Here is a 25,823-nt window from a genome sequence, read left to right as displayed (position 1 = left end):
ATCGCTGAAAGCAGCCATTTTGCCAGACACCTTGATGGCTTGTCTTACTCATTACCTATTGGTTAGCAGTCCCTCAAAGAAACTCACTGCATTGGCCTCTAACCCTTCCAAGTAGTAGCCGCCTTCCTGTACCACCAGGGTGGGTACGTTGAGGCCCGCGACCCGGCGGCCCAGTTCACCAAACCCCGGCGTGGAAACAGCCACTTTGGCTTGGGGGTCGCGCTCGTAGATATCAAACCCCAGCGCCAGCACGATGGCGTCAGGCTCGAACAGACGGATGGCCTGGCAGGCCTCCTCCAGGCGATCAAAGAACACCGCTTCTTCTGATCCATGGGGCATTGGCAGGTTGAGGTTATAGCCCAGCCCAGCGCCCTGCCCGCGCTCGTCTTCAAAGCCGGTTACCGCCGGGTAGAAGTTGGTGGTATCGCCGTGGATCGAGATATACATCACATCGTCGCGCTGGTAGAAAATCTCCTGAATGCCCTGGCCATGATGCATATCGGGGTCGAGCACCACGATGCGGGGGTATCGTGAGGTGAGGCGCTGCGCGGCAATGGCGGCATTATTGAGAAAGCAAAAGCCACCGGCGGAATCGATACCTGCGTGGTGGCCCGGCGGGCGCGATAGCGCATAGGCAAATCGCTCCCCGGCTAACAGAGCCTCAGCCCCGGCGACCGCGCTTTGCGCCGACCAATAAGCGGCTTGCCAGGTATGCTGGCCCACTGGCGCACTACCGTCGGCCAGGTAGCGCCCGGCTTCCGCCAATATGCCGTGCAGAGCATTGGGCGAACGCACAAAAATATTGGAGATAACCTCTTCGCCCCAGTCTTCACCAAGGACATGCCAGCGCCGATGGGCACTTTCCAGAAAGCGCAGATAGGCCAGGGAATGCACCGCCCTTAAAGGCGCCACGCCATGATCCGCGGGAGCCTGAATATCAAACCCTAGCTGCTTGGCAGCGGCCAGCAGCTGCGTAGCCCGTTCAGGCACTTCCTGGGGAATGCGCATCTTGCCACGGGAGAAGTAAGTTTGCGGCTGATGAAGCAGTTGGTCAGCGTGGAAGAACGTCTTCATCGGCACTATCTTCATCAGAACTATCTCCGGTTTCGCCCACGCCCTTCACCACGAAATGGCGGGCAACGCCTATGTGGTAGTCAATCGCCTCGCGGCAAGCGGCAGGGCTGCCGCTATCCAGCGCATCTAGCAGTTTAAAGTGGCTGGTCGCGATAGTGTCGGGGGCTTCATGGGTCTTGGTGATTAAAGTGATGCATAGACGCAGTTCATGGGTTAAATCATCAAAGGCGCGCAGCAGCCGCTCGTTGCCCGCGTAGTGAAGCATTAAGCGATGAAACTGCAAATCCTCCTCGATGCGGCGGGTGCCATCGTTACCAACGGCCGCCTCACAAAGTACGTCTACCTGTTGTTTCAAAGCACGTTGGGCCTCTGGCGTATAGCGTTCGGCCAGACGCTGAATAGCGTGACGTTCCAGACACAGTCGCAAATCAAACACGTCTTCGAGTTCAACGGCATTCAACGCGCGAACAAAGAAGCCCCGGCGCGGTTTTGAGATCAATAAGCCACGGCTTTCCAGTAAACGAGCGGCCTCACGAACCGGCGCGCGACTGACCCCCAAGTCGCGGGAAAGCTGCACTTCAGAAAGTCGCTCACCGGGTAAAAAGTGTTGCTGAATAATCGCTTGGGTTAAGTAGTCAGCGACCTGTTCGACGAGGTTTTGCTGCTGGATAAAGGCCCTGGGAGCCGACGTAGAAGAAGCCATCGCATTCACTCATGGGGTATGACGTGTTCTTCCCAGTATGACGAAAAAAAGCCACTTGTCGACGAACGATTGCCGACTGTCGACAGTTTTACCGTGTGCTGCTATGGTCAAAGCAGGCCCCCAAAAAACCTCACAACAGGGCCTGACACATCACGCCTCGCTCGCCTAACGACGACGTAACCTCATTACGTGCTAATAACCGAGGAGCAGGAAACATGAAGAAACCTTTAGCGTTGGCTATTTCCGCTGCAGCACTCGCTTTTACCTCCGCCGCCCTGGCCGATGACCCCAAAGAGGGTGGCGTGGTTAACACCATTATCCAGCCGGAACCGCCCGGCCTGGTGCTGGGCATGGTACAAAATGCCCCAACCCGCACCGTGGCGGGCAATATTTACGAAGGCCTGTTGCGCTATACCACCGACCTAGAACCCATGCCGCAGCTGGCGGAGTCGTGGGAGGTCAGCGACGATGGCCGTACCTACACCTTCCATTTGCGTGAAGGCGTTACCTGGCACGATGGCGAAGCTTTTACCGCCGATGACGTCGTGTTCTCCGCCGATGTCTTCCACCGTGAGTTGAACCCCAGCGCCCGCGCCGTGCTGCAGCACGTGGAGAGCATCGAAGCCACGGACGACCACACCGTCGTATTTACTCTGACTCAACCCTTCGGCCCTTTCCTGCTCTCCTTTGAAGCGGGCACTTTTACCATGGTGCCTGAGCACCTGTATGCGGGTACCGATTTCCGCAATAACGAGCACAATGATCACCCCATCGGCACCGGCCCGTTCAAGTTCGACAACTGGGAACGCGGCACGGTGATCGAACTGGTTAAGAACGAAGAGTATTACGAAGACGGCCTGCCCTACCTGGACGGCGTTAACTGGCACGTCATCCCCGACGGAGCCTCCCGCGCAGTAGCATTCGAGAACGGCACCATTGATGTGCTGCCCAGCGGTACCGTCGAGAACTTCGATATTCCCCGCCTGGCCGAGATGGATAACGTCTGCATGACCGAAGAGGGCCATGAGTACTTCAGCCCCTTCGCCATGCTGTGGATGAATAACCGCGAAGGCCCCACGGCGGATAAACGTTTCCGTCAGGCGGTCATGTACGCCATGGATCGCGAGTTCGCCAAAGATGTGTTGTGGAACGGCCTGGGTAATGTGCCGCTCTCCGCCTTTGGCTCCAATGCGCGCTTCCAGAACGACGACCTGGAACCCTACGATCACAACCCCGAACGCGCCCGTGAGCTACTGGATGAAATGGGCTACGACGGCGAAGAGATCACTATTCTGCCGCTGCCCTATGGGGAAACCTGGACGCGCTGGGCCGAAGCCGTGCAGCAAAACCTGCGCGAAGTGGGTATTAACGTTGAAACCCAAGCCACCGATGTGGGCGGCTGGAACCAGCGCCTGGGCGATTGGGATTACGATCTCGCCTTCACCTATCTCTACCAGTACGGCGACCCGGCACTGGGTATTTCACGCACTTACCTTTCCGACAACATCGCCAAGGGTTCGCCCTGGAATAACGTGGAAGGTTACGAAAACGAGCGTGTCGATGAGCTGTTTAACGAGGCCGCCACGGCATTCCCCGATGCAGAGCGCGAAAAACTCTATCGTGAAGTGCAGGAAATCCTGCACGAAGACGTGCCCGTTGGTTGGCTGATGGAGCTGGGCTTCCCGACGCTCTACCGTTGCGATGTGCAAAACCTGGTCACCTCCGGCGTAGGGGTTAACGACGGCTTTAAAGATGCCTGGCTAGACCGCTAGGGCTTAGCCATACCCAGGCGGTCGACACCGCCTGGGTGTTTCAGCTACATCAGGAAGGTGTCTATGGTTTACGCTCGCTTAATTGCCATGCGGCTTTTTAAAGCCGTTATCGTTCTGTTTTTGATCGTTATTTTCAATTTCCTCCTGATTCAAATGGCCCCCGGCGACCCGGCGGCTATTTTGGCTGGGCAAGCGGGCGCTGCCGATCAGGAGTTCCTCAACCAGTTGCGCGAGCGATTCGGCCTTGATCAGCCAATGTACGTGCAGCTGTGGCGCTATATATCGGGTATTGCCATGCTCGATTTCGGCTACTCCTACCGCTTGGGTGTCCCGGTGTTTGATCTGATCATGGATCGTTTACCTGCCACCCTACTGCTCACCGGCACCGCTTTTGTACTTTCGCTGGTGCTGGGCATCGTGGCGGGTTCCATGGCCGCGGCAAGGGTTAAAAAACCCTCTGGCTCGCTGATTATGGCGCTGGCGCTGGTGTTCTACGCTACCCCGCTGTTCTGGGTAGCCCTGATGTCGGTGGTGGTGTTCTCGGTCTACCTGGGCTGGCTGCCCGCATACGGGCTTTATACCGTCGGGGCCGGTCACACCGGGTTTGCGCTGATGCTCGATGTTGCCCAACACCTGGTGCTCCCGGCAACCACGCTGGCGCTATTCTTTATGGCGATTTACACCCGTATGACGCGCACTTCAATGCTCGATGCCGCTCAGCAGGATTACGTCAAAACCGCCCGTGCCAAAGGCTTGAAGCCCAGCATTATCCAGCGTCGCCATGTGCTGCGTAACGCGCTACTGCCCATTATTACCCTGGCAGGTCTGCAAGCGGGGCAGATGGTCGGCGGGGCCATCCTGACCGAAACCGTGTTTGCCTGGCCGGGCATCGGCCGCCTGATGTTTGAAGCCCTTGAACAACGTGACTACAACCTGCTGCTGGGTATTTTCTTCTTCTCGGCGGCCTTGGTGATTGTCTTCAACATCATCACCGATTTGGTCTACAGCTTGGCTGATCCACGTATCAAGAAGGGGGCCGCATGAGCTTTTTCGCACGCTTCGCGCAAAACCGTGGCGCCCTGGTGGGCCTGATCATTCTGCTGGTCATTATCGCCATGGCGATACTGGCCCCGCTGCTATTTCCTGAGTCGCCCTGGCGCATGGTTCAACGGCCTTTTTTGCCACCGCTCTCCCAGGATGGCTTTCCCCTAGGCACCGACACCATGGGCCGCAACGTGGCATCCGGCTTGATGCACGGCGCCTGGGTATCGCTATTGATCGGGCTGGTATCCACCAGCGTGGCACTGCTGATTGGCGTTCCCTTAGGGGCGATTGCAGGCTACTACGGCGGCATCATTGACGATGTATTGATGCGCTTTACCGAGTTCTTCCAGACCATCCCCAACTTCGCTCTGGCAATTGTGTTGGTGGCGATTATGCAACCCAGCATCACTTCGATTGTACTGGCGATTGCGATTGTCAGTTGGCCGCCGGTGGCCCGCTTGGTTCGCGCCGAGTTTATGTCGCTGCGCAACCGCGAGTATGTCGAAGCAGCGCGCCTGGTCGGCCAGTCCAACACCACGATCATTCTGCGTCAGATTCTGCCCAATACGCTGTCGCCGATTATCGTACTGGCCTCGCTGATGGTCGCCACCGCGATTTTGCTGGAGTCGGCGCTGTCGTTTCTGGGTTTGGGCGATCCTAACGTGATGTCCTGGGGTTATATGATCGGCGCGGCGCGCACGGTGATTCGTCAGGCGTGGTGGCTAAGCTTCTTTCCGGGCGTGGCGATTCTGCTCACCGTGCTGGCGTTAAACCTGGTGGGTGAAGGGCTGGACGACGCTTTGAACCCCAAACTATCCCGCGAGCGCTAAGGACTTTATATGCCTATTACAGAGAATCAATCGGCTGACACCGTCCTCAGCATTCGCAACCTCAACATTGCACTCCCCAAAGGGGCGGATCGCGCCCTGGCGGTGGAGGACGTTAGCTACGACGTGAAGCGCGGCGAAATCATGTGCGTGGTGGGCGAGTCCGGTTCCGGCAAATCGATGGCCGCTAACGCCGTGATGGGGCTGCTGCCCAAGGGCGTGAACGCCACCCAGGGCGAGATACTCTTTGAAGGGCAGGATCTACTTGCCCTGTCGGAAAAACAGCACCGCGCCCTGCGTGGGCTAAAAATCGGCATGATCTTCCAGGAGCCAATGACTGCCCTGAATCCGCTGATGCGGGTAGGCGCACAAATTGCCGAAGTGTTCGAGGCCCACGGCCAGTTCAACCCCAAAGAGCGCCAGGCCCGCGCCCTGGAACTGCTGATCGAAGTGGGAATTCCACAGCCGGAAAAGGCCATTCGAGCCTACCCGTTTGAGCTTTCCGGGGGCCAGCGACAGCGGGTGATGATCGCCATGGCGCTGGCGCTGGAGCCCATTCTGCTCATTGCCGATGAGCCTACCACGGCGCTGGATGTCACCACCCAGGCGCAGATTCTGGAGCTGATTCGCGACCTACAGCAGCGGCGCGGTATGTCGGTGATGTTTATCACCCACGACTTTGGCGTGGTGGCCGAAATCGCCAATCGCGTCTGCGTCATGCGCCACGGCAAGATCGTCGAGCTGGGTGACGCCAAGTCGGTGCTTGAGAACCCGCAAGACGCCTATACCCAAGCGCTGATTGCCGCGATTCCCAGCAATGCGGTGCCGCCTCACCGTGAGACCAGCCAGGTCGCCCCGCTGCTGGAGATCAAGCAGCTCAATAAAGTCTTTCGCTCTCGGGGCGGCTGGCTCAAACCTGCTCGCGAAGTGCATGCGCTTAACGATGTTTCGCTCACCCTGGCGCGGGGAGAAACGGTGGGCATCGTAGGCGAATCCGGCTCGGGCAAGTCCACCCTCGGACGCTGCGTGGTGCGCTTGGAGCACCCCGACAGCGGCGAGCTGCTGCTGGATGGGGTGAATCTTTCCCAGCTCAAAGGCGATGCGCTACGCCGGGAACGCCACCGGGTGCAGATGATATTCCAGGATCCTTACGCCTCGCTCAACCCACGCACCAAAGTGGGCATGGCGATAGCCCAGGGGCCGATTGCCAACGGCACGCCCAAAGCCGCAGCGCTCAAGCAGGCGGGCGAGCTGCTCGACATGGTGGGCTTGGGCGCCAGCGCCGTGGAACGTTTTCCCCACGAGTTTTCCGGCGGCCAGCGTCAGCGTATCGGCATTGCCCGAGCGCTGGCACTCAACCCCGAGCTGATCGTCGCAGACGAAGCCGTTTCAGCGCTGGATGTTTCGATTCAAGCCCAGGTACTGGAACTGCTGGAGGAGCTAAAACAGCGGCTGTCACTTTCTCTGCTGTTCATCACCCACGACCTGCGCGTCGCCGCGCATATCTGCGACCGCATCGTGGTGATGCAGCACGGCCGCATCGTCGAGCAAGGCAGCGCCGAGCAGATTTTTCTTGATCCGCAAGAGACGTATACCCAGGATCTGCTCAGGGCGATTCCCGGCCGTGAGGCCCCCGTGGCGGCCACTGCGTAAATTGTTTAATGGTAAAAAGGATACCCAATGCAAATAACCCTGGAGGCGCTGCGCGCTATTGTGGGCCCGGCCCATGTATTGACCGGCGACGATGTACACAGCCGCCGCGTGGACTGGATGACCGGAGCGCCCTGCCAAGCCGGGGCGATCGTTCGCCCAGCGGATACCGAGCAGGTCGCTGCCGTGATGCAGACTTGCTACGCCGTGCAGCAGCCGGTGGTCACCCACGGCGGCTTAACCGGGTTGGTGCACGGCGCAGAAGCTAGCCCCGATGAGCTAGTGATTTCCCTGGAACGGCTAACCGCGATCGAAGAAATAGATCAAGTGGGCGGCACCCTCACCGTACAGGCAGGCGCTCCGCTGCAGCGGGTTCAAGAAGCGGCGAAAGAGGTTGGCCTACAGTTCCCGCTGGATCTGGGCGCTCGGGGTAGCTGCACCATTGGCGGCAATATCGCCACCAACGCAGGCGGCGTGCGGGTGATTCGGTACGGCATGATGCGCCAGCAAGTGCTCGGCCTGGAGGCGGTGATGGCCGATGGCCGGGTGGTCAGTTCCATGAACCACATGTTGAAAAACAACGCCGGTTTCGATTTAAAGCAGCTTTTTATCGGTAGCGAAGGCACCCTGGGGATTGTGACCCGCGCAGTGCTGCGCCTGCAGCCACCTACCCCAAGCGAGCAAACGGCGATGGTGGCCTGCCCCTCGTTTGAGGCACTTACCGGGCTGCTCAGCCATATGGGCAAAGCGCTTGGCGGAGGCCTCGGCGCTTTTGAGGTGATGTGGCAAAACCACTACCGGCTGCTCACTGAAACCCTGGGCCGCCACACTCCGCCGATTGCCACCGAGCATCCGTTTTATGTGATCATTGATTCCCTGGGCAGCGATGCCGAGCGCAATGCCAACCAGTTTAGCGAAGCATTAGAAAGTGCGTTAGAGAGCGAGCTGATTGTCGATGCGGTGATCGCGCAGTCGACTACCCAACGCGATGGACTATGGGCGATTCGTGAAGATATCGAGGGGCTGGTCAAGGGCCTTGCGCCGGTGCTTACCTTCGATGTCAGCCTGCCGATTGCCGATATGCAGCGTTACACGGATGCCTTGGAAGCGCAGCTAACCCAGCGCTGGGCAGAGGCGAAACTGGTGGTATTTGGCCATCTCGGCGATGGCAACCTGCATATTTCCGTTAGCGTGGGGAGTGCTGAGATCGAAGTTCGGCGAGAGGTTGAAGCCATGGTTTACCAGCCGCTAGCCACACTGGGCGGTTCAGTCTCCGCAGAACACGGCATTGGCCAGGAGAAGCGGCCATGGCTGAGCACCTGTCGCTCCAGCGCCGAGATCGAGCTGATGCATACCCTCAAGCAAGCGCTCGACCCACTTAATCTATTGAACCGCGGTAAAGTACTCCAATAAACATTTTAAGTTAAACATTCATTGTGTTTTCAGGAATCAACATGTCCCGTTACCCCGAGCACTTAACTGGCGAAGGCCCGCATAACCCCTTCCCAGGCATCAAAGTATTAGAGCGCCGCATTGGCAAGGAGATCCCCCACCGGCTGGGCTCAAACGAAGGCCTGGATATGCCCCACCGCGCCCTGCGCGATCACTTTGGCGATGCCCTTGCCGAACACGTTTACTGCTACGGCGATGCCGAAGCGCTGGGCGTGCGCCAGCGCTTGAGTGCTCAGCAAGGTATTCCGCTGGAAACGCTGTTGGTAGACGCCGGCGCTGACAGCTTGATCGCTCTGGCCCTGCGCACTACCTGTATGCCCGGTGAAACGGTGGTCTGCACGGCGGGTACCTACCCCACCTTTGGCTATTTCGCCAAAGGCCAGGGCTGCCGCCTGATCGAGCCCAGCTATTTTGAAGCACCGGGCGTGCTGGCCCCCGATCTGGAAGCCCTGGCAGCAACGGCGCATCAGGAAAGCGCGCGGCTGGTGTATCTGGCCAATCCGGATAACCCCAGCGGTCATCTACATAGCGACAATGCCATCCTCAAGCTGCGCGAAGCGCTGCCCGATACCTGCTGGCTGCTGCTGGACGAAGCCTATGGGGACTTCCGCGACGATGCCAACAGCGAGTTCGCTGGTAAAGCCATACCAGGGGTGATTCGCCTACGCACGCTTTCCAAGGCTCATGGCCTGGCGGGCCTGCGCATTGGCTACGCCATCGCCGCCCCTGAAGTACTGACGATGATGATGAAGGTGCGCATTCACTACGCGGTATCGTCATTGACCCTGGCCGCCGCCGAAGTGGTGCTCGACCACCCTGACGAGGTTCACCAACACGTTACCGATGTAAAAGCCCGCCGTGAGCAGTTGGCGGAGCACTTTCGCGCCCTAGGGGCCGATGTGTTGCCCAGCGCCACCAACTTTATCGGCATTCGCCTGCCCAGCGCCGACCTCGCCGCCGAGGTACACCAGCAGCTACTCGCCGAAGGCGTTTTGGTCGCTCGCCTGGCGCACCCAGAGCTGGCCAATGTAATACGCATTACGGCGGTACAAGCCGCACTGGAACCGGGAAGATTGGCGGCTCTCGAACAGGCGATTAAAGAGCACGCCTGATTAACTTGGTAAATTTGATCACTAGGGGCGAGGGCAGGTTGGAGCGAGGGTCTTTTGTCATGGATGACAAAAGTAGCGCCCATGGACGGGTTCACAGCGCCCTCGCGGAAACCTGCCCTCGCACCGGGGCATGCTGATTGCCCGCCACAATAGCCCTAAGGCGTTAACCAATGCCTGAAATCGTCCAGCTCACCGCGTACCGCCTGGCGATATAAGCCCTGCAGTTGAGCCGTGACACTGTTGGGGCTGATGGGTTCGTTGACGGGCGGTGCGCCAGCACGTCCACCAATACGGCGGCCATCCAGTTCCCGAAGCGGCAGTATTTCGGCGGCGGTGCCGGTTAAAAATGCCTCATCGGCGGTATACAGCTCGTCGCGGGTTATTCGCCGCTCGCGCACTTCAATACCCAGCACCTTTTGCGCCAGCTGAATCACGCTATCCCGGGTGATACCTTGAAGGCAGGAGGTCACTTCCGGGGTATGCAGCACGCCATCGCGGAGCAAGAAGACGTTCGCCGCTGAGGCTTCAGCCACATAGCCTTCCGGATCGAGCATGATGGTTTCATCAAACCCGGCTTTGATCGCCGTATTCAACGCCAGTATCGAGTTGACATAGTGGCCGTTGGTTTTTGCTCGGCACAAGCTGATATTGACGTGATGGCGCGCCCAGGAAGAGGTCAGCGCGCGCAAGCCGTGGGTGGCGGCCTGGGGTGAAATGTAGGGGCCTAGATCCCACGCGGCCACCATCACGTGAGTGGTTAATCCTTGGGCGCGTAGTCCTAAACCTTCTGCACCAAAAAACACGGTAGGTTTCAGGTAGGCATTGCTCAGGCCGTTTTTGGTCAGGCACTCGCGCTGGGCATCGATAAGCTCAGCTTCACTAAACGGCAGCGGCATATCCAGTGAATGAGCGCTCTCTGCCAAGCGGCGGGTATGTTCAGCAGCACGAAATAGATGCGTACCGCTGGGGCCAGCGTAGGCGCGCACGCCCTCAAAACAGCCCATGCCGTAATGTAGCGTATGGGTGAAGACATGCACCTTGGCGTCCCGCCAAGCGCGCCATTCGCCGTCCTGCCAAATCCAGCCGTCGCGATCATAAAGCGGTGTCATTGTTTGCGTTGCTCCCACTGTTGGCACCAGTCATCGATCAACGTCTGCTGGTGCGGTTGCAGGGCCTGGTAGCCCCAAGCGGCAATTTCATCGTTTTGCGGATCGGGCACAGCAATGGCACTGCCCGCCAGGGTTTGGATCACCGCGTGGCCGCAGAGCGGCACATAGCCTTCCGAATAGCCGCCTTCGTGAATAAATACCAGCTTGCCTTCACAGCAACGCTCGGCCAGCGCTTTAAGCTTGGCGGTCATGGTGGCGAACGCCTGGCTATTGAGCAGCATTTTGCCTAAGGGATCCTTAGCGCAGGCGTCGTAACCGCAGGCCACCACGATGAGTTCGGGCTTAAAGGCTTCCAACGCGGGCAGCACCAGTTTTTCCATGGCGTAGGCGTAGGCGCCCAGGCCACAGCCCGGTGGCAGCGGCAGATTGAGATTAGCGCCCAGGCCTGCTCCTTCGCCTTGTTCGTCAAAGCTGCCGGTTTCCAGCGGGTAGTTTGCGGCTTGATGAATTGAAAGGGTCAACACATCGGGCTCGTCATAAAACGCCGCCTGCTGGCCGTTGCCGTGGTGAACATCCCAATCGAGTATCGCCACACGGTTAACCTGCCCCAAGGCCCGAGCGCGCATCACCGCCACGGGGATATTGCCCAGTAGGCAGAACCCACGACCTTGATCGGCTTCGGCATGGTGCCCCGGTGGGCGGCATAGGGCATAGGCGTTGCTCACCTCGCCCTGCGTCACAGCTTCAACGGCGGCAATGGCCAGCCCTGCGGACTGCGTGGCCGCCGCCCAACTGCCGGGCATGTAAGGTGCACAGTCGCCGCCGTTGCCGCCCCGGGCTTTATCCCCTGTCTGCAGTTCATCCAGGTAACGCGGGGTGTGAAAACGCAGCAGGTCAGGAAGCGAAGCGGCGGGTGGTTTCACCACGTTCAGCTCATCAATCAGCCCGCTGACTTCAAGAATGTTCTTCAGCCGTCGTTTGCTTTCCGGGCTTTCCGAGGCGGCCTGGGGCTGTAAAAATTCACCGGGCGCGGAAAATACCCCAATCGCGCCCAAATCGTGCCAAAAGCAGCGTTCATGCCAGTAGAAACCGGTTCTGCTCATGCCGTAAAACCCTGCATAAAGGCGGTCAGATTGGCACTTAGATGCTCAGTGGGGTAACCGCCTTCCTGAACAATCACCGTGGGCAGCGAGAGGGCCGCCAAGAGCTTGCCCACCTCGATAAAAGCCTCGGTTTCCACGGTAAGCCCCGCCAGGGGATCATCTTTATGGGCGTCCAAACCTAGCGCTACCACCACGGCATCGGGCTCGTAGCGCTGCAGGTGATCAATTAGCACTGCCAGGGCGTCGAGATAGACCTCCCCGTCGCTGCCTACCGGCAAGGGCAGATTAACGTTAGCGCCTACCCCCTCTTCATCGCCCTCTTCATCAGCGCCGCCCCAAAAAAACGGATAGAAATCACTGGGGTCGGCGTGCAGCGAGCCTGTCCAGACATCACTGCGGTGATAGAAAATATCTTGGGTGCCGTTGCCGTGATGCAGATCCACATCGATGATCGCTACTTTGGCGAAGCGTTCGCGCAGCACCGTGGCGGCCAGCGCTGAATTGTTCAGCAGGCAAAAGCCCCCGGCGCGCTCAGGCCCGGCATGGTGTCCAGGCGGGCGGCACAGTGCGTAGGCCGTTGGCGCTCCATTCAGCACCTCTTCTGCCGCCGCTTCGGCGCTAGCGGCTGAGGCCAGCGCGCCTTGAAAACTGGTGGCGCTTAGCGGGCAGGCCATATCGTGCAAATGCCAGCCCGCTTGCCCAATCGGGTGGCGCGGGTAGTGGTAGCCACCGCCGCAGGGGTGAATATTGGGCGCCACCACTTCCGCCGCATTGGGCAGCGCCTGCCAGCGAGCGTAAATGGTGTCCAAAAAAGTGAGGTAGCGCGGCGTATGGATCTGTTCCAGGCGCTTGCGCAGCGTAGGCGAATCCGCCTTGTTGGGTGTGGTCAGCGTAAGCCCTGCACTGGCCAAACCTTGGCTAAGCAGCTCGGCGCGCACAGGGCCTTCCGGCGAAGACGCAGGCTGGCCACGCAGCAGAAAGGTCGGCGGCGCATGCAACGCCTGATCAGGGTGATAAAAACACTTCATGGGTCGCAGTCCTTAGCTAAATTACAGCAGTGACGGAATCCAGGTAGAGAGCGCCGGAAACGCCGCCAGCAACACAATCACCACCAGAAACGACACGTAAAACGGCAGCGATGCCACGATTGCCCGTTCATAAGGCACCTCGGCTATTCGCGCGGCGGTCATTAACGTCATCCCCACTGGCGGTGTCACGTTGGAGATATTGAGCACCACGATCATCAGGATCGCGAAGTGGAGCGGGTCAAAGCCCAGCTGGATCATCGCTGGCACCAGCACCGGCGCAATGACTACCAGTGCGGGCAGCACATCCATCACCGTGCCAATCACCAAGAGTAGCAGACACACCAGCATCAGTTGCACAAAGGCCGCATCGCTGAAAGTGGTGATGATACTGGCCGCATCCCTGGCTATCCCTGAACGGGTGACAAACCAGCCCAATACCGCCGAGGTTGCCAGTAGAAAAAACACCACGCCGGAGAAGCGCACCGTGGTCACCAGCGCATCCCATATTTTGCGCCAGGTAAGATTACGGTAGAAGACCACGCCAATCACGATGGCGTAAACCGCCGCAAAGCCCGAGGCTTCGGTAATCGTGGTGAGCCCCGAGAGAATCCCGCCGAGAATAATCAGCGGCACCACCATGGCGGGCAGAGCCATCACAAACGACATCACGGCCATCTTAAACGGCGTCGGCGCCTGTTTCGGGTAGTTGCGCTTCCAGGCTAAAAAGAAGCTGACACCCAGCAGCGCCAGCGCCATCAACAGGCCGGGAATAATGCCACCGGCAAACAGGTCAATCACCGAAATATCGCGCAGCAGCGTGGCGTACACCACCATCACCACGCTCGGGGGAATAATCGGCCCGATGATGGAAGAACAGGCGGTCACCGCAGCGGCGTATTCGGCATCGTAGCCCTGCTTTTTCATCTCAGGAATCATGATCTTACCGATGGCGACGGTATCGGTGACCGCCGCGCCGGTGAGACCTGCAAAGAACACCGAGACCGAAATATTGACGTGGGAGAGTGACCCGCGCACCCTGCCGAACAGCGCATTGTTGAAGGCGATCAGCTTGTGGGTCAGCCCGCCCTGGTTCATCAGCTCAGCGGTGAAAATAAAGTAGGGCACGGCAATCAGCAGAAAGCCCGAAACGCCGGAGAACATGCGATCAGCGATGATGCCGAGCATCCTCTCCCCCCCCATGGCAAAGCCACCCGCCAAACCCGACATGGCCATCACCACGGCTACCGGCGCGCCGATAAACAGCAGCACGACAAACGCAATAATTGCAGGGGTCATGAGCGACGCTCCCCATCAGTGGTGTCGATGAGTTCACCAATCACGTCCTGCTCATCAATGAAGTGTTCCAGCAGAGCAAAGCCTTGCACAAGATGCAGCAGCATCATGACGCCGCTGATGGGCACCACTATTGCGGTGAACTTACTAGGGATTTGGATTTGGTCGGAAACCATGTAGACCTGAGTGGCGCTGGTGAAATAGCCCCAGCCGTACCAAGTGAGCATTAGTGCAAACAGTCCAATGACTGCCAAACACAGCCCGGCAGCCACTTGCACCATCACACGTGGCAAACTGCGAACCAGCAGTGTCATGGCGACATGTTCGCCGTAGCGCAGCGAAATCGTCATGGAGAGAAAGCCGATCCAGGGCAGAAACAGCCGCGCCAGCGAGTAGGTCCAGCTAAGCGTGCTGCCGGTGATCAGCTTGTAGAGAAACGCAGTGAACGAGATGCCCAGCATCGCCAGAATACAGCTCACACACACCACGATAGCCACCTGATTGACGAGGTCGCTCACGCGGCGCAAAGGAGTTAAAACGCCCATGGTTTTTCCTCACGCTGGGGCCTCACATCGCCCCAGCGTTTATCATTCGCTAACCGTTATTGGCCCCGGCTTTATTGACCATAAATGCGGTAGTCGTCTTCTGCCAACTGTTGTCCGACACGTTCAACTTCGTCAAGCAGCCCCTGTACGCGGGCTTCGTCCATGCCAAAGTCATCGACGATCCACTCTTGCCAAGCGGGACGGGCAATTTCCGCCATCCGCTCGCGCTCAGCGTCGGGCATCAGGTAGCACTCTTCAAAGCGTTCACAGGACTCCACCCAACTAGCGGTAGCCAGGGCACCAGACATACCGTGGCTTAACTGGATCGCTTCCCTCGCGGAGCTGATCACCGCCTGCTGATGTTCTTCGGGCAACGATTGGTACCACGACTCGCTGACCACCCAGGGGGCGCTGTTGTACACATGCCCGGTGAGCGTGGTGTAGTCGGTGACCGCATCAAAGTTGAAGGTGGTGTTGAGCACCGGCGCATTGAACTGCCCATCGGCAAGACCGGTTTCCAGCGCTGTGATCAGCTCGCCCCAGGGCAGCGGAGTGGCCGAAGCACCTAACGATTGCATTATCGCCACGTGGGCAGGGTTCTCTTCGGTGCGAATATTCAGACCTTCTAAATCTTCGACGGTTTTTATTAGGCGCACGTTATTGGTGAAGGCGACAAAACCACCGCCATCATCGAAGGTGCCCAAGTAGCGCAAATCGGCGTCTTCGATGGTGCCGGACATAAAGTCGGCGAACCACTCGCTATCAAAGAAGCTCCACGCCTGCCGCCAGTTGGTGAACAGGAACGGTGCCGTGACGACTTGATAGTCTTCGTAGAAGGATGACATCGCCCCCGCAGACATAATCGTCGACTGTAGCGTTCGTCCGCCCTGCACTTCCGAGCCATTCTCCACCTCGGAACCTAGCTGGCCGCCACCGAAAATGGTGACCTCAAGATCCCCGTCGGTGCGCGCCTCTACCAGGTTTTTAAAGTGCACCAGCGCCGGATATATTTCGTTATTGCTCATATCCTCGGGCAGTTGCGTGGCAATCACCATTTCATAGGATTGCGCTTGGGCATTGGCGCTGGCAATCGCCAGTGGGAGTGCCGCCAGGGCGGCGATAAATACGGATTTTTTAGCGTTCATAACACACCTCGTTTTGATTATTGGTCGGTCTTCGTTATGAGTGGCGTTGCTACCCATCGGGTAGGGATGGTGTTGTTTTTATGGCAATCGTTATGACTGTTCTGGCAGCGACTCCCACACTTCAATGGCAGCGGCTAAATCTTCCAGCGAAGCACCTACCGATTTGAATAGCGTGATGGCCTCCGGTGCAGAACGCCCCGGCTTAGCCCCGGTCAGCACTTCAGCAAGCTCCGCCTGAATCTTGTCGAACTGGAATTCACCCTCTTCAATGGCTTGCAGAATGTCGCCCGCTTCGCCCTTGGCACCGGCGTAGGTATCCACAAACACCTCTGAGCGGCGCAGACACAGCGCATCGGTCTCGCGCATTTGCGGCCGAAACGCCCCGATCAAATCCAGGTGAGTGCCAGGTGTCAGCCACTCGCCTTTAATCAGCGGCTGGGTGGAGAGCGTTACGCAGCTGATGATGTCCGCCTCAGCGACAGCATCCGCTAGTTCTTCCACTACGTGAGTTTCGAATCGTTCGGCGTACTCGTCGGCAATCGCCGCCGCTTTGTTGGGATTACGGCCCCATATCAGTACGCGTTTGATGGGGCGTATGCTGGCGTGGGCCTCGATCACCATGGGCGCCAACTTGCCGGTACCCACCACCAGCAGCGTTTCTGCGTTCTCATTGGCCAAAGCCTGAGCGGCCAGCGCGGAGGCTGCCGCCGTGCGACGCCGGGTTAGCTCACTGCCATCGATACACGCCAGCGGCTGGCCGTGTTTGCCCTCGCTGAGCAAATAAAGCCCAGAGATCGCCGGGATACCGTGGTCGGCGTTTTGCGGAAACACGTTGACCATTTTTACGCCGATATAGCCCGCCGCTTCCCAGGCGGGCATTAGCAGCATAGTGGCTTCGCCATCCGGCCGGTGCATCGCGTGGTGATGGCGGGGAGGAGACTCCACGCCGTTCACGAACGTCGTGTGTAGCCGCTTGATCAAGCCATCCCACGTCAGGTGGCGCGTGACCTCTTCGGCAGAAACAACCTGCATATCAGGCCTCCGGCAGCGCGGCTACCACCATAATTTCAACTTTCCACTCGGGCTTGGCGAGCTGGGCTTCAAGCGCGGCACGCACCGGCGGACGACCGGGCACGACCCAGGCATCCCAAGCAGCGTTCATTTGGTCGAACTCCGCCATGCTGGTGACCCAGATTTGCGCTGAGATCAAATGCTCTTTCGAGGTGCCCGCCTGGGCCAGCAGTTGATCGATACGCGCCAGCACCTGCTCGGTTTGGCCGCGCATATCCGCCGTGGCATCAGGTGGAACCTGGCCAGCCAGATAAACGGTGCCGTTGTGAATCGCCACTTGGCTCATACGTGCATTGCTGTCTTGGTAGGTAACGCCCATGGTGTTTTCCTTGAAAGAGGTTGTGTTGATTTAAAAGGGATCATCAAAGACTAGTGCGCTCGCCGACAAATTACTTGCCCGACACTGCGGTAGATTTGCCCGCAAGTCATGCAGGCAGTTTTCAGGAAGAAGCCATTTACTGAAAGCGGCTATCTGGGAGGTATGGCTATCTAAGAGAGGGTCTATCTATCAGACGAAGGAGAGACTTCAAAATAGCGCCGATAAGCGCGGGAGAAACTGCCCTGATCGCGAAAGCCCACCAGCATAGCGATATGCCCCAGGCTCAGCGTGCTATGGCGAACCAGCGTACGGGCGTGCTCTAGGCGCCTGCGCTGTACATACGCCAGCGGCGTCACGCCAGTTAGCTCACGAAAGCAGCTGTGGAAGTGCCCTGGGCTCAAGGCACATAGGGAGGCTAGCTGCTCCACGCGGATCTCATCAGCCAGATGTTGATCCAGCCAGGCATCCAAACGAGCAAGGTCGAGGCGTTCGCTAATACAGTGCTGGCCCAACTGCCCAACCGCTGCGGGAGTCGCGTCATGCAGATACATGGTCAGCGCGCGTAGCAGCAGAATAGCTATTTCATTCTGCAGCCCAGGGCACTGCTCAAGCTGATTGGCCAAGGCGTGAGTGAGCTGGTTTAACGCGGGAGGGACGCTGAAAAAGCGCGGTTTATCGAAGAGGCGCTCAATCTCGCTGCCTTTCTCAAGCGACGCTAACTGGGCAACGGGTATATCCAACACCAAGGTACGGTTGCTGCCATCGCCCTGGTACTCGTGGTGGCGCGACGAAGGAATCAGACACCCACGGCGGGCGGTCACCCTTTCCCCGTGCCCCTCCATCGAGAGCTCCGTAACGCCACAGGTAGCCAGAATAAGTTGATGGAAGTCGTGGGTATGGGCCACCTGTTCTTGGGCTAAGTTGCGGCTGTGCAGCTCAAAAAGGGCCATGGAAGGTTACCGTATTTCGTCGAATGCTGTTTCAGCACTATAAAACGGCTAGGCAACAAAAAGCGAGGGAGCCGTCCACTGTGTACAAACACTCAGCTTGATGGGTGCAAGCTGGGTACTGGCTGTCATCCGCCAGTCATGGACTCAGGTTAGCGTGGCAATAAGCTGCCAAAAGAGTCCAAACAACATGCCACAGCGCCGACGCCCCTCTCTCAGCTCTCCTCTCAGTGACCAGGAAGTCGCGGCCCTAACGCAATTAGCCAACGGCAATGCCCTTCACCTGCAGCGTAAAGCCGACCGCGAGGCACGGCTGGCGTCAGCTTTAACGCTGTTTCACTCAGTGGCGTCAACGGCCGAGACGCCGCTGAGCGGTATGAAGATACTGATGATTTCGGATGTCTACTTCCCTCGCGTTAATGGCGTTTCCACCTCTATCGCCAGTTTTCGCGGTGCCCTTGAGCGTTTGGGCCACTCGGTCACGCTGATCTGTCCCGATTATCCCGTAGGCCAAGTGGACGAGCCGGGCGTACTGCGCATCGACTCGCGCCAGGTACCCGGCGACCCAGAGGATCGCATGATGCGCTATCGGGACTTGATCGCCCTGGCACCGCAGCTTGCCGCCGAAGCCTTTGACCTTATTCATGTCCATACGCCGTTTACCGCTCACTATGCCGGTGTAGCGCTGGGGCGTCGGCTCGGGCTTCCGGTGGTAGCGACCTACCACACCCTGTTTGAGGAGTATGTTCACCACTATATCCGCTGGCTTCCACGACGCTGGCTGCGACTTGCCGCGCGTCGTCTTTCAGTGCACCAGTGCCAGCAGCTCGCCGCCTTGGTCGCTCCTTCACGGGCAATGCAGGAAGCCCTTACCCGCTACGGCGTGACCACGCCCTCCACGGTCATTCCCACCGGTTTGTCGCTGGAGGCGTTCTGCCACCCTCAAGGAGCCCAGGATGATAGCGACTTTCGAGCCCACTACAATCTGCCTACAGATGCGCGCCTGCTGCTCTATGTAGGCCGCGCTGCCTTTGAGAAGAACATCGATTTTCTGATCGATATGCTGCCCAAGGTATTAGCCGAACACCCCACCGCCCGGCTGATCATTACCGGCGAAGGCCCGGCCCATGACTCGCTTGTCCGGCGCGCCCAGGAAGTTGGCGTGGCAGACGCCGTACTTTTCCTTGGCTATCTCGACCGCCACGGCCCACTGCAAGCCGCCTACCGCGCCGCCGACGTTTTTGTATTTGCATCACGCACGGAAACCCAAGGACTGGTGCTGCTGGAAGCAATGGCACTCGGCACACCGGTAGTTTCCACCGCAGCGATGGGCACACTTGATGTGTTAAAAGAGGGAGAAGGCTGCCTGATCGCCGAGGATAACCACGGCAACTTCGCCGCCAAGGTCAACCGCCTGCTAAGCGATAACACCCTGCGCCAACAGCTAGCCGAGCGCGCCCAAACCTACGCCGCTAGTTGGCACGAAGATGCCAAAAGTGCCGAGCTGGTTGCTCTTTATCGAAAGCTTGTGGTTGAGCGTTTGGTTAAGGAGAAAAAGTAAGCGCCGAACTCTCCGTTGACACTTTGTGGGCACAATCAGGGATTTAGGAAGGGAAAAACTCAAATCGCAGACACAAAAAAAGGCACCTAAGTGCCTGATTTTAAAGATGGTGCCGGTAGCCAGACTCGAACTGGCACACCCGTAAAGGCGGCGGATTTTGAATCCGCTGCGTCTACCAATTCCGCCATACCGGCAATGGATGCGCATTATACGTAATTAACGAGGTAGGTCAATCACATTGACTGACTTTATGCAGCCAAAGCGCTATCCTATGCCGCCTGTTTGATCAACGTTAAGAGTTATACGCCATGCAGCGCGCGGATTTTCATTACGAGCTACCCGACGAGTTAATTGCTCGCTACCCTTCTGAGCAGCGTAGCGACTGCCGTTTGCTGTGCGTGGATGGCCAGAGCGGCGCGCTGGAACACCGCCGTTTCCCTGATTTGCTTGAGCTTTTGGAACCGGGCGACCTGCTGGTGTTTAACGACACCCGCGTGATCCCGGCGCGCCTGCACGGTCATAAAGCCAGCGGCGGTAAGGTAGAGATGCTGCTGGAGCGCCCGCTGGATACCCACCGTGGCTTGGCGCATATCCGCTCTAGTAAATCGCCAAAGCCTGGCACCGAGCTAATTTTCGAGGGCGATATTCACGCCATTGTAGAAGGCCGCCGTGATGCGCTGTTCGAGCTGCGCTTTTTAGGCGATACGCCAATGATCGCGCTGCTTGAAGAGCACGGCCATATGCCGCTGCCGCCGTATATTACCCGCGAAGACGAACTCAGCGACCGTGAGCGTTACCAGACCGTCTATGCCCGGCGTGACGGCGCGGTGGCGGCGCCGACCGCCGGGCTGCATTTTGATCAGCCGCTGCTGGATGCCCTTGCCGATAAAGGCATTAACCGTGCCTTTGTAACGCTGCACGTAGGCGCGGGCACCTTTCAGCCGGTGCGCGTCGACAACATCCTTGAACACCATATGCACAGCGAGTGGATTGAGGTCACGGAGGCCACCTGCCAGCAAGTGCGCGAGACCCTGGCAGCAGGTAAGCGCGTGGTGGCAGTGGGCACCACCAGCGTGCGCTGCCTGGAAAGCGCCTGCATGAAAAGTAGCGACGGGCAGATCGCGCCTTATAGTGGCGATACCGACATTTTTATCTACCCCGGTTACCAGTGGCGCTGCGTGGATGCTTTAATTACCAACTTCCATCTACCCGAATCGACGCTGCTGATGCTGGTGTCCTCCTTTGTCGGCTATGACACCATCATGCACGCCTATCAACGGGCAGTGGCCGAGCGCTATGCGTTTTTTAGCTACGGCGATGCCATGTTGTTAACCCGCTAGGTATTGTTGCTGATTGTTGACCCGCTTGCCCTGCACCCGTCGCGCCAAACGAACGAGATTAACGAGTTACTTTATATGCGAAATGAATGCTTTATGCGCTTTGAGCGCCTGGCCGACGATGGCCGCGCCCGCCGTGGCCGCCTCCACTTCCCCCGTGGCACGGTGGAAACACCGGCGTTTATGCCGGTGGGCACTTACGGGACGGTTAAAGGCATGACGCCGGACTCCGTCAAAGAGATCGGCGCCGAAATCATCCTTGGCAACACTTTTCATCTATGGCTACGCCCCGGCACCGAGGTAATTGAAGCTCACGGCGATCTGCACGATTTTGCCCAGTGGGACAAACCGATCCTCACCGACTCCGGCGGTTTTCAGGTCTTTTCCCTGGGCGAGACCCGCAAGATCACTGAGCAGGGTGTGCACTTCCGCTCGCCGGTGGATGGCAGCAAAGTCTTTATGGGCCCGGAAGAGTCCATGGCGGTTCAGCGTTCGCTAGGCTCCGATGTGGTGATGATCTTTGACGAGTGTACGCCCTACCCGGCCACCTTTGACGAAGCCGAGAAGTCCATGGAGCTGTCGCTACGCTGGGCCAAACGCTCGCGGGATGCCCATGGAGACTCGCCTTCCGCGTTGTTCGGCATTATCCAGGGCGGGATGCACCCTGAGCTGCGCGAGCGCTCGCTCAAAGGGCTGTTAGAGATCGGCTTTGACGGACTGGCGATTGGCGGGCTTTCCGTAGGCGAACCTAAAGAAGAAATGATCAAGGTGCTCGACTACCTGCCCACCTGGATGCCGGATGACAAACCACGCTATTTAATGGGTGTCGGCAAACCCGAAGACCTGGTGGAAGGCGTGCGGCGAGGGGTGGATATGTTCGATTGCGTAATGCCCACCCGCAACGCCCGTAATGGCCACCTGTTCACCTCGGATGGCACGGTCAAAATTCGTAACGCCAAGCACCGCTTTGACACCCGCCCGCTTGATGAAGAGTGCGATTGCCATACTTGCCAGAATTTCTCGCGGGGCTACCTGCATCACTTAGACCGCTGCAATGAAATGCTCGGCTCGATGCTCAACACCATCCACAACTTACGTTACTACCAGCGTGTGATGGCTGATTTGCGCGCGGCAATTGAAGCGGGTACATTGACGACCTTTGTAGAAGGCTTCTATGCACGGCGCGGCTTACCAGTCCCCGCCCTTGCTACCTAAAATCTAGCGAATTAATCGCCACGCGCCTTGGCGCGTGGTTTAAACTGTTTGGCCATGCTGTTAAAACCAAGCTTTTAAAAAACTAAGCCTTTAAAAACCTAAGCTTTTTCTAACTCAGGAGTTCTCTGCAATGCTGGATTTCTTCATCTCACCAGCCCATGCCCAAGAAGCCGCCGCTGGCGGTGGTATTGCGCAAATCGTCATGCTGGTCGGCTTCGTGCTGATTTTCTACTTCCTGTTGTGGCGCCCGCAGGCCAAGCGCGCTAAGCAGCACAAGCAGCTGGTATCCAATTTGGACAAAGGCGATGAGATCGTTATTGGCGGCGGTTTGGTAGGTCGTATCACTAAGGTGAGCGACGAATTCCTGACCATCGAGATCTCTGAAGGCACCGAAGTTAACGTGCAGAAGAACGCCGTTGCCGCCGTACTGCCTAAAGGCACCATCAAGTCCATCTAAACCTTGTAACACCCCTGCCGAGCCAGTGCCAGCCACCCCGGCAGGGGTGACATGGTATGAATGATGGTGAACTTTGCTGTGCGCGGCGTGTCCGTGCACAGCATTCCGTTTGTAATTGAAGGCAGGGCTTGCATGCTCAACCGTTACCCCCTGTGGAAGTATCTACTGATACTGGTCGTCCTGGTGGTTGGCCTTATCTACTCGCTTCCCAATCTATTCCCCGAAGATCCCGCCATCCAAATTAGCAGCGCCCAAGGCGATTCGCTGGATGAGCGTCAGATAGACCGTGTTGAAACCGCGCTCAACGAAAACGATATTGAGATCAAAGCCCTCGAAGAAGAGAACGGGCAGTGGCTTATTCGTTTACGCCACGACGACGATCAGCTCTCCGCACGCGACATCGCCTCTGACCTATTGGGCAATGACGCAACGGTAGCCCTCAATCTCGCCGAAGCCACACCCGAATGGCTTCAGGCGTTTTCCGCCTCGCCCATGACATTGGGTCTTGATCTGCGCGGTGGTGTGCACTTCCTGCTCGAAGTGGATATGGAGGCCGCGCTGACCCAGCGCCTGGAAGTCAACGCCAGCGCCATGCGTGAACTGCTACGCGACGAGCGGATTCGCTATCGTAATACCGATATCGAAGAGCGCTCGCTGTCGATCGATTTTGCCAGCGCCGAAGACCGCGACACGGCCCGCAGCCTGATCAGCCGTGACTTTCCTGAGTTTGAATACAGCAGTGAAGGCGATGGCCGCGCTTCAACGCTGGTTATGACCCTTAGCGATCAGTCGGTTAACGAAATTCAGGATTACGCGATCAACCAGAACTTGACCACCCTACGCAACCGGGTCAACGAACTGGGTGTCGCGGAGCCCATGGTGCAGCGCCAAGGCCCCAACCAGATTGTGGTGGAGCTGCCGGGTATCCAGGACACCGTGGCGGCTAAGCGCATTGTTGGCGCAACGGCGAACCTGGAGTTCCGCCTGGAAGCGCGCAACGATACGCCGGATAACGAAACGGAAACCCTCACCTTCCGCAATGAGCCTTCGCGCACTGCGGAACTAATGCGCGATGTGATCATTACCGGCGATAGTGTTTCCAGTGCCAGCAACAGCTTTGATGAGAATGGCCGCCCGCAGGTCAACATTGATCTGGACGGTACCGGTGGCACGCTGATGAACCGCGCCACGCGCACCAATATCGGTCGCAATATGGCGGTGCTGTTCATTGAGCACAAGAGCGAAGACACCGTGGTGACCGACCCGGAAACCGGCGAAGAGACCATCGAGCGCGAGCCCTACGTTGAGCGCGGCCTGATTAGTCTGGCAACGATTCAAAGCGCCCTGGGCAACAGCTTCCGTATCACCGGCTTGGATTCGCCGACAGAAGCGGCTGAACTGGCGCTTCTGCTGCGTTCTGGCTCACTTGCGGCACCCATCTACTTCGTTCAAGAGCGCACCATTGGGCCAAGCCTGGGCGCTGAAAACATCGAGCGGGGCCTGCTCTCGGTACAGATCGGCTTGCTGCTGGTCGTGCTGTTTATGCTGGTGCGCTACAAGGTGTTTGGCGTGTTTGCCAACATTGCCCTGGCGCTGAACTTAACGCTGCTGGTCGCGGTGATGTCGATGCTGGGCGCCACGCTGACGCTGCCGGGCATTGCCGGTATCGTACTGACGCTGGGCATGGCGGTAGATGCCAACGTACTGATTTTCGAGCGAATACGCGAAGAGCTACGCAATGGAATGTCAGTTCAGCAGGCCATTCAAGCCGGCTACGAACGAGCCTTCACCTCCATCGTCGACGCTAACATCACCACACTGCTGGTGGCCGTAATCCTGTTTTCGATTGGCACCGGCCCGGTCAAAGGTTTTGCCGTCACGCTCTCTATCGGTATTTTGACGTCGCTATTCACTGCTCTAATGGTGACTCGCGCCATGGTTAACCTGGTTTATGGCAGCAAACCCGTCAAAAAGCTGTGGATTTGAAATGCACGGATTTGAAATGCATGGATTTGAACTACGTGCCTAGCCCAGAACTTAAGAGGTGGTAATGAAACCCCTATCACATCTGCAAATCGACTTTATGGGGCGACGTAAATTTGCGTATATCGTCTCAGCTGCAATGATAATCGCGTCGATTGCTGCCATCGTTTTTCAACAGCTTAACTTCGGGCTGGATTTTACTGGCGGCACGCTGATTGAGGTGCGCTACGGTGCTGCACCTTCATTAGATGCCATTCGGGTATTGCTCGAGGAGAGCGGCTTCCAGGATGTCTCGGTACAAACCTTTGGGGCATCAACCGAAGTATTGATTCGCCTACAACAGGCATTTGATGCCGACGTAGGCGGCGAGGTCGTTAACCTGCTGCGCTCCAGTGGCGATAGCGTGGATCTTGTTCGCTCCGAGTTTGTTGGCTCCCAGGTGGGTGACCAACTGCGCGACCAGAGCGGACTGGGCATGCTGGTCGCACTCGGCGTGGTCATGCTCTATGTCGCCTTCCGCTTCCAGTACAAGTTTGCGATTGGTGCACTGCTGGCACTGCTACACGATGTACTGATTGTGGTGGGCGTTTTTGCGCTGTTTCAGCTCGATTTCGACCTTACCGTATTGGCGGCCATCCTGGCAGTGATCGGCTACTCGTTGAACGATACGATCGTGGTTTATGATCGCGTCCGCGAAGCCATCCGTACCTCGCGCATCGACGATATGCCGCAGATCTTCAACGAAGCGATTAACGCCACGCTCTCGCGCACTCTGGCCACCTCTGGGACCACTGTCCTGGTACTGCTCGCTCTGCTGCTGCTGGGCGGCGATATGATTGAGAACTTCGCCATTGCACTACTGGTCGGTATCGTAGTGGGCACGTTCTCATCTATCTACATTGCCGCGGCGCTTCTGCTACCGCTAAAACTGTCACGGGAAGATTTGATTCCCACCAAGAAAGAGCTGGACGAAGAAGAGGAAGAGCTGCCTTAACGGCGCATCTCTTTACTCCTCTTATTAAGCCTACAAAAATGCCCCTGCTGGGAAACCCAGCAGGGGCATTTTTTTGTCTTTA

General features: G+C 58.0%; 23 protein-coding genes and 1 tRNA gene. 12 read left to right on the top strand and 12 right to left on the bottom strand.

The genetic code is table 11. From position 1 onward, the window contains the following. Positions 1–51: 51 nt before the first annotated feature. Both KF947_RS15120 and KF947_RS15115 read right to left on the bottom strand, forming a co-directional pair. Positions 52–1,074 (bottom strand): histone deacetylase family protein, encoded by a 1,023-nt coding sequence (locus KF947_RS15120; protein ID WP_133731088.1) that lies wholly within the window; start codon positions 1,072–1,074, stop codon positions 52–54. Next, positions 1,052–1,777: a GntR family transcriptional regulator gene (locus KF947_RS15115; RefSeq protein WP_133730827.1), complete on the bottom strand. Its 726-nt coding sequence runs from the start codon at positions 1,775–1,777 to the stop codon at positions 1,052–1,054. Before KF947_RS15115 ends, KF947_RS15120 begins: the two co-directional genes overlap by 23 nt. A gap of 215 nt (positions 1,778–1,992) precedes the next feature. Between KF947_RS15115 and KF947_RS15110 the strand changes: the two genes are divergently transcribed. From KF947_RS15110 to KF947_RS15085, 6 genes are all read left to right on the top strand, one after another. After that, positions 1,993–3,549, top strand: coding sequence for an ABC transporter substrate-binding protein (locus KF947_RS15110; protein ID WP_133730828.1), 1,557 nt, complete (start codon positions 1,993–1,995; stop codon positions 3,547–3,549). 63 nt (positions 3,550–3,612) lie between these two features. Further along, the gene (locus KF947_RS15105; protein ID WP_227404326.1) at positions 3,613–4,593 is read left to right on the top strand and encodes an ABC transporter permease; all 981 of its coding nucleotides are present in this window, start codon (positions 3,613–3,615) and stop codon (positions 4,591–4,593) included. Next, entirely contained in the window at positions 4,590–5,423 is an 834-nt protein-coding gene (locus KF947_RS15100; RefSeq protein WP_146876019.1) for an ABC transporter permease, read from the top strand. Before KF947_RS15105 ends, KF947_RS15100 begins: the two co-directional genes overlap by 4 nt. 9 nt (positions 5,424–5,432) lie before the next feature. Continuing rightward, entirely contained in the window at positions 5,433–7,073 is a 1,641-nt protein-coding gene (locus tag KF947_RS15095; protein ID WP_211595761.1) for an ABC transporter ATP-binding protein, read from the top strand. A gap of 27 nt (positions 7,074–7,100) precedes the next feature. Further along, positions 7,101–8,483, top strand: coding sequence for an FAD-binding oxidoreductase (locus KF947_RS15090; protein WP_227404325.1), 1,383 nt, complete (start codon positions 7,101–7,103; stop codon positions 8,481–8,483). Between the two features lie 41 nt (positions 8,484–8,524). Further along, entirely contained in the window at positions 8,525–9,634 is a 1,110-nt protein-coding gene (locus tag KF947_RS15085) for a pyridoxal phosphate-dependent aminotransferase (RefSeq protein ID WP_227404324.1), read from the top strand. A gap of 155 nt (positions 9,635–9,789) precedes the next feature. Here the strand turns inward: KF947_RS15085 and KF947_RS15080 are convergent, their stop codons facing one another. From KF947_RS15080 to KF947_RS15040, 9 genes are all read right to left on the bottom strand, one after another. Next, positions 9,790–10,743: a branched-chain amino acid transaminase gene (locus KF947_RS15080; RefSeq protein ID WP_227404323.1), complete on the bottom strand. Its 954-nt coding sequence runs from the start codon at positions 10,741–10,743 to the stop codon at positions 9,790–9,792. After that, positions 10,740–11,846, bottom strand: a complete 1,107-nt coding sequence (locus tag KF947_RS15075; RefSeq protein ID WP_227404322.1) for a class II histone deacetylase — start codon at positions 11,844–11,846, stop codon at positions 10,740–10,742. The genes KF947_RS15080 and KF947_RS15075 overlap by 4 nt, the downstream gene beginning before the upstream one ends. Continuing rightward, positions 11,843–12,874 (bottom strand): histone deacetylase family protein, encoded by a 1,032-nt coding sequence (locus KF947_RS15070; protein WP_227404321.1) that lies wholly within the window; start codon positions 12,872–12,874, stop codon positions 11,843–11,845. Before KF947_RS15070 ends, KF947_RS15075 begins: the two co-directional genes overlap by 4 nt. Positions 12,875–12,895: 21 nt before the next feature. Next, positions 12,896–14,170, bottom strand: a complete 1,275-nt coding sequence (locus tag KF947_RS15065) for a TRAP transporter large permease (protein WP_133730836.1) — start codon at positions 14,168–14,170, stop codon at positions 12,896–12,898. Further along, positions 14,167–14,712, bottom strand: a complete 546-nt coding sequence (locus tag KF947_RS15060; RefSeq protein ID WP_227404320.1) for a TRAP transporter small permease — start codon at positions 14,710–14,712, stop codon at positions 14,167–14,169. Before KF947_RS15060 ends, KF947_RS15065 begins: the two co-directional genes overlap by 4 nt. A gap of 71 nt (positions 14,713–14,783) precedes the next feature. Then, positions 14,784–15,857, bottom strand: coding sequence for a TRAP transporter substrate-binding protein DctP (dctP, locus tag KF947_RS15055; RefSeq protein WP_223287933.1), 1,074 nt, complete (start codon positions 15,855–15,857; stop codon positions 14,784–14,786). Between the two features lie 90 nt (positions 15,858–15,947). Beyond that, complete coding sequence (locus tag KF947_RS15050) at positions 15,948–16,889, bottom strand: ornithine cyclodeaminase family protein (protein WP_227404319.1); 942 nt, start codon at positions 16,887–16,889, stop codon at positions 15,948–15,950. 1 nt (position 16,890) lies between these two features. Continuing rightward, a complete protein-coding gene (locus tag KF947_RS15045) occupies positions 16,891–17,247 on the bottom strand; it encodes a RidA family protein (RefSeq protein ID WP_008959745.1) in 357 nt (118 codons plus the stop codon). 182 nt (positions 17,248–17,429) lie between these two features. Further along, complete coding sequence (locus KF947_RS15040; protein ID WP_133730840.1) at positions 17,430–18,197, bottom strand: helix-turn-helix transcriptional regulator; 768 nt, start codon at positions 18,195–18,197, stop codon at positions 17,430–17,432. Positions 18,198–18,384: 187 nt separating this feature from the next. Between KF947_RS15040 and KF947_RS15035 the strand changes: the two genes are divergently transcribed. Then, positions 18,385–19,755: a glycosyltransferase gene (locus KF947_RS15035; RefSeq protein WP_227404318.1), complete on the top strand. Its 1,371-nt coding sequence runs from the start codon at positions 18,385–18,387 to the stop codon at positions 19,753–19,755. 107 nt (positions 19,756–19,862) lie between these two features. Here the strand turns inward: KF947_RS15035 and KF947_RS15030 are convergent. After that, positions 19,863–19,949, bottom strand: a tRNA-Leu gene (locus KF947_RS15030). Positions 19,950–20,063: 114 nt separating this feature from the next. Between KF947_RS15030 and queA the strand changes: the two genes are divergently transcribed. The 5 genes from queA to secF all read left to right on the top strand — a co-directional run bounded on the left by queA (position 20,064) and on the right by secF (position 25,741). Next, positions 20,064–21,095 carry a tRNA preQ1(34) S-adenosylmethionine ribosyltransferase-isomerase QueA gene (gene queA / locus KF947_RS15025; RefSeq protein WP_227404317.1) on the top strand — a complete coding sequence of 344 codons (1,032 nt, stop codon included), beginning with the start codon at positions 20,064–20,066 and terminating at the stop codon, positions 21,093–21,095. Positions 21,096–21,170: 75 nt separating this feature from the next. Beyond that, positions 21,171–22,307 (top strand): tRNA guanosine(34) transglycosylase Tgt, encoded by a 1,137-nt coding sequence (gene tgt / locus KF947_RS15020; protein ID WP_166650343.1) that lies wholly within the window; start codon positions 21,171–21,173, stop codon positions 22,305–22,307. A gap of 130 nt (positions 22,308–22,437) precedes the next feature. Then, a complete protein-coding gene (yajC, locus tag KF947_RS15015; RefSeq protein ID WP_071695382.1) occupies positions 22,438–22,764 on the top strand; it encodes a preprotein translocase subunit YajC in 327 nt (108 codons plus the stop codon). A gap of 132 nt (positions 22,765–22,896) precedes the next feature. Beyond that, a complete protein-coding gene (gene secD, locus KF947_RS15010) occupies positions 22,897–24,750 on the top strand; it encodes a protein translocase subunit SecD (RefSeq protein ID WP_227404316.1) in 1,854 nt (617 codons plus the stop codon). A 64-nt stretch (positions 24,751–24,814) separates the two neighbouring features. Continuing rightward, on the top strand, positions 24,815–25,741 hold the full coding sequence (gene secF, locus KF947_RS15005; protein ID WP_133730843.1) for a protein translocase subunit SecF: 927 nt from the start codon (positions 24,815–24,817) through the stop codon (positions 25,739–25,741). The last annotated feature ends 82 nt before the right edge of the window (positions 25,742–25,823 follow it).

This window comes from Halomonas sp. FeN2 (genome assembly GCF_020595105.1).
Classification (GTDB): Bacteria; Pseudomonadota; Gammaproteobacteria; order Pseudomonadales; family Halomonadaceae; genus Vreelandella; species Vreelandella neptunia.
The sequence above is the reverse complement of the archived record's forward strand: the minus strand, read 5'-3'. Positions and strand labels throughout refer to the sequence as shown.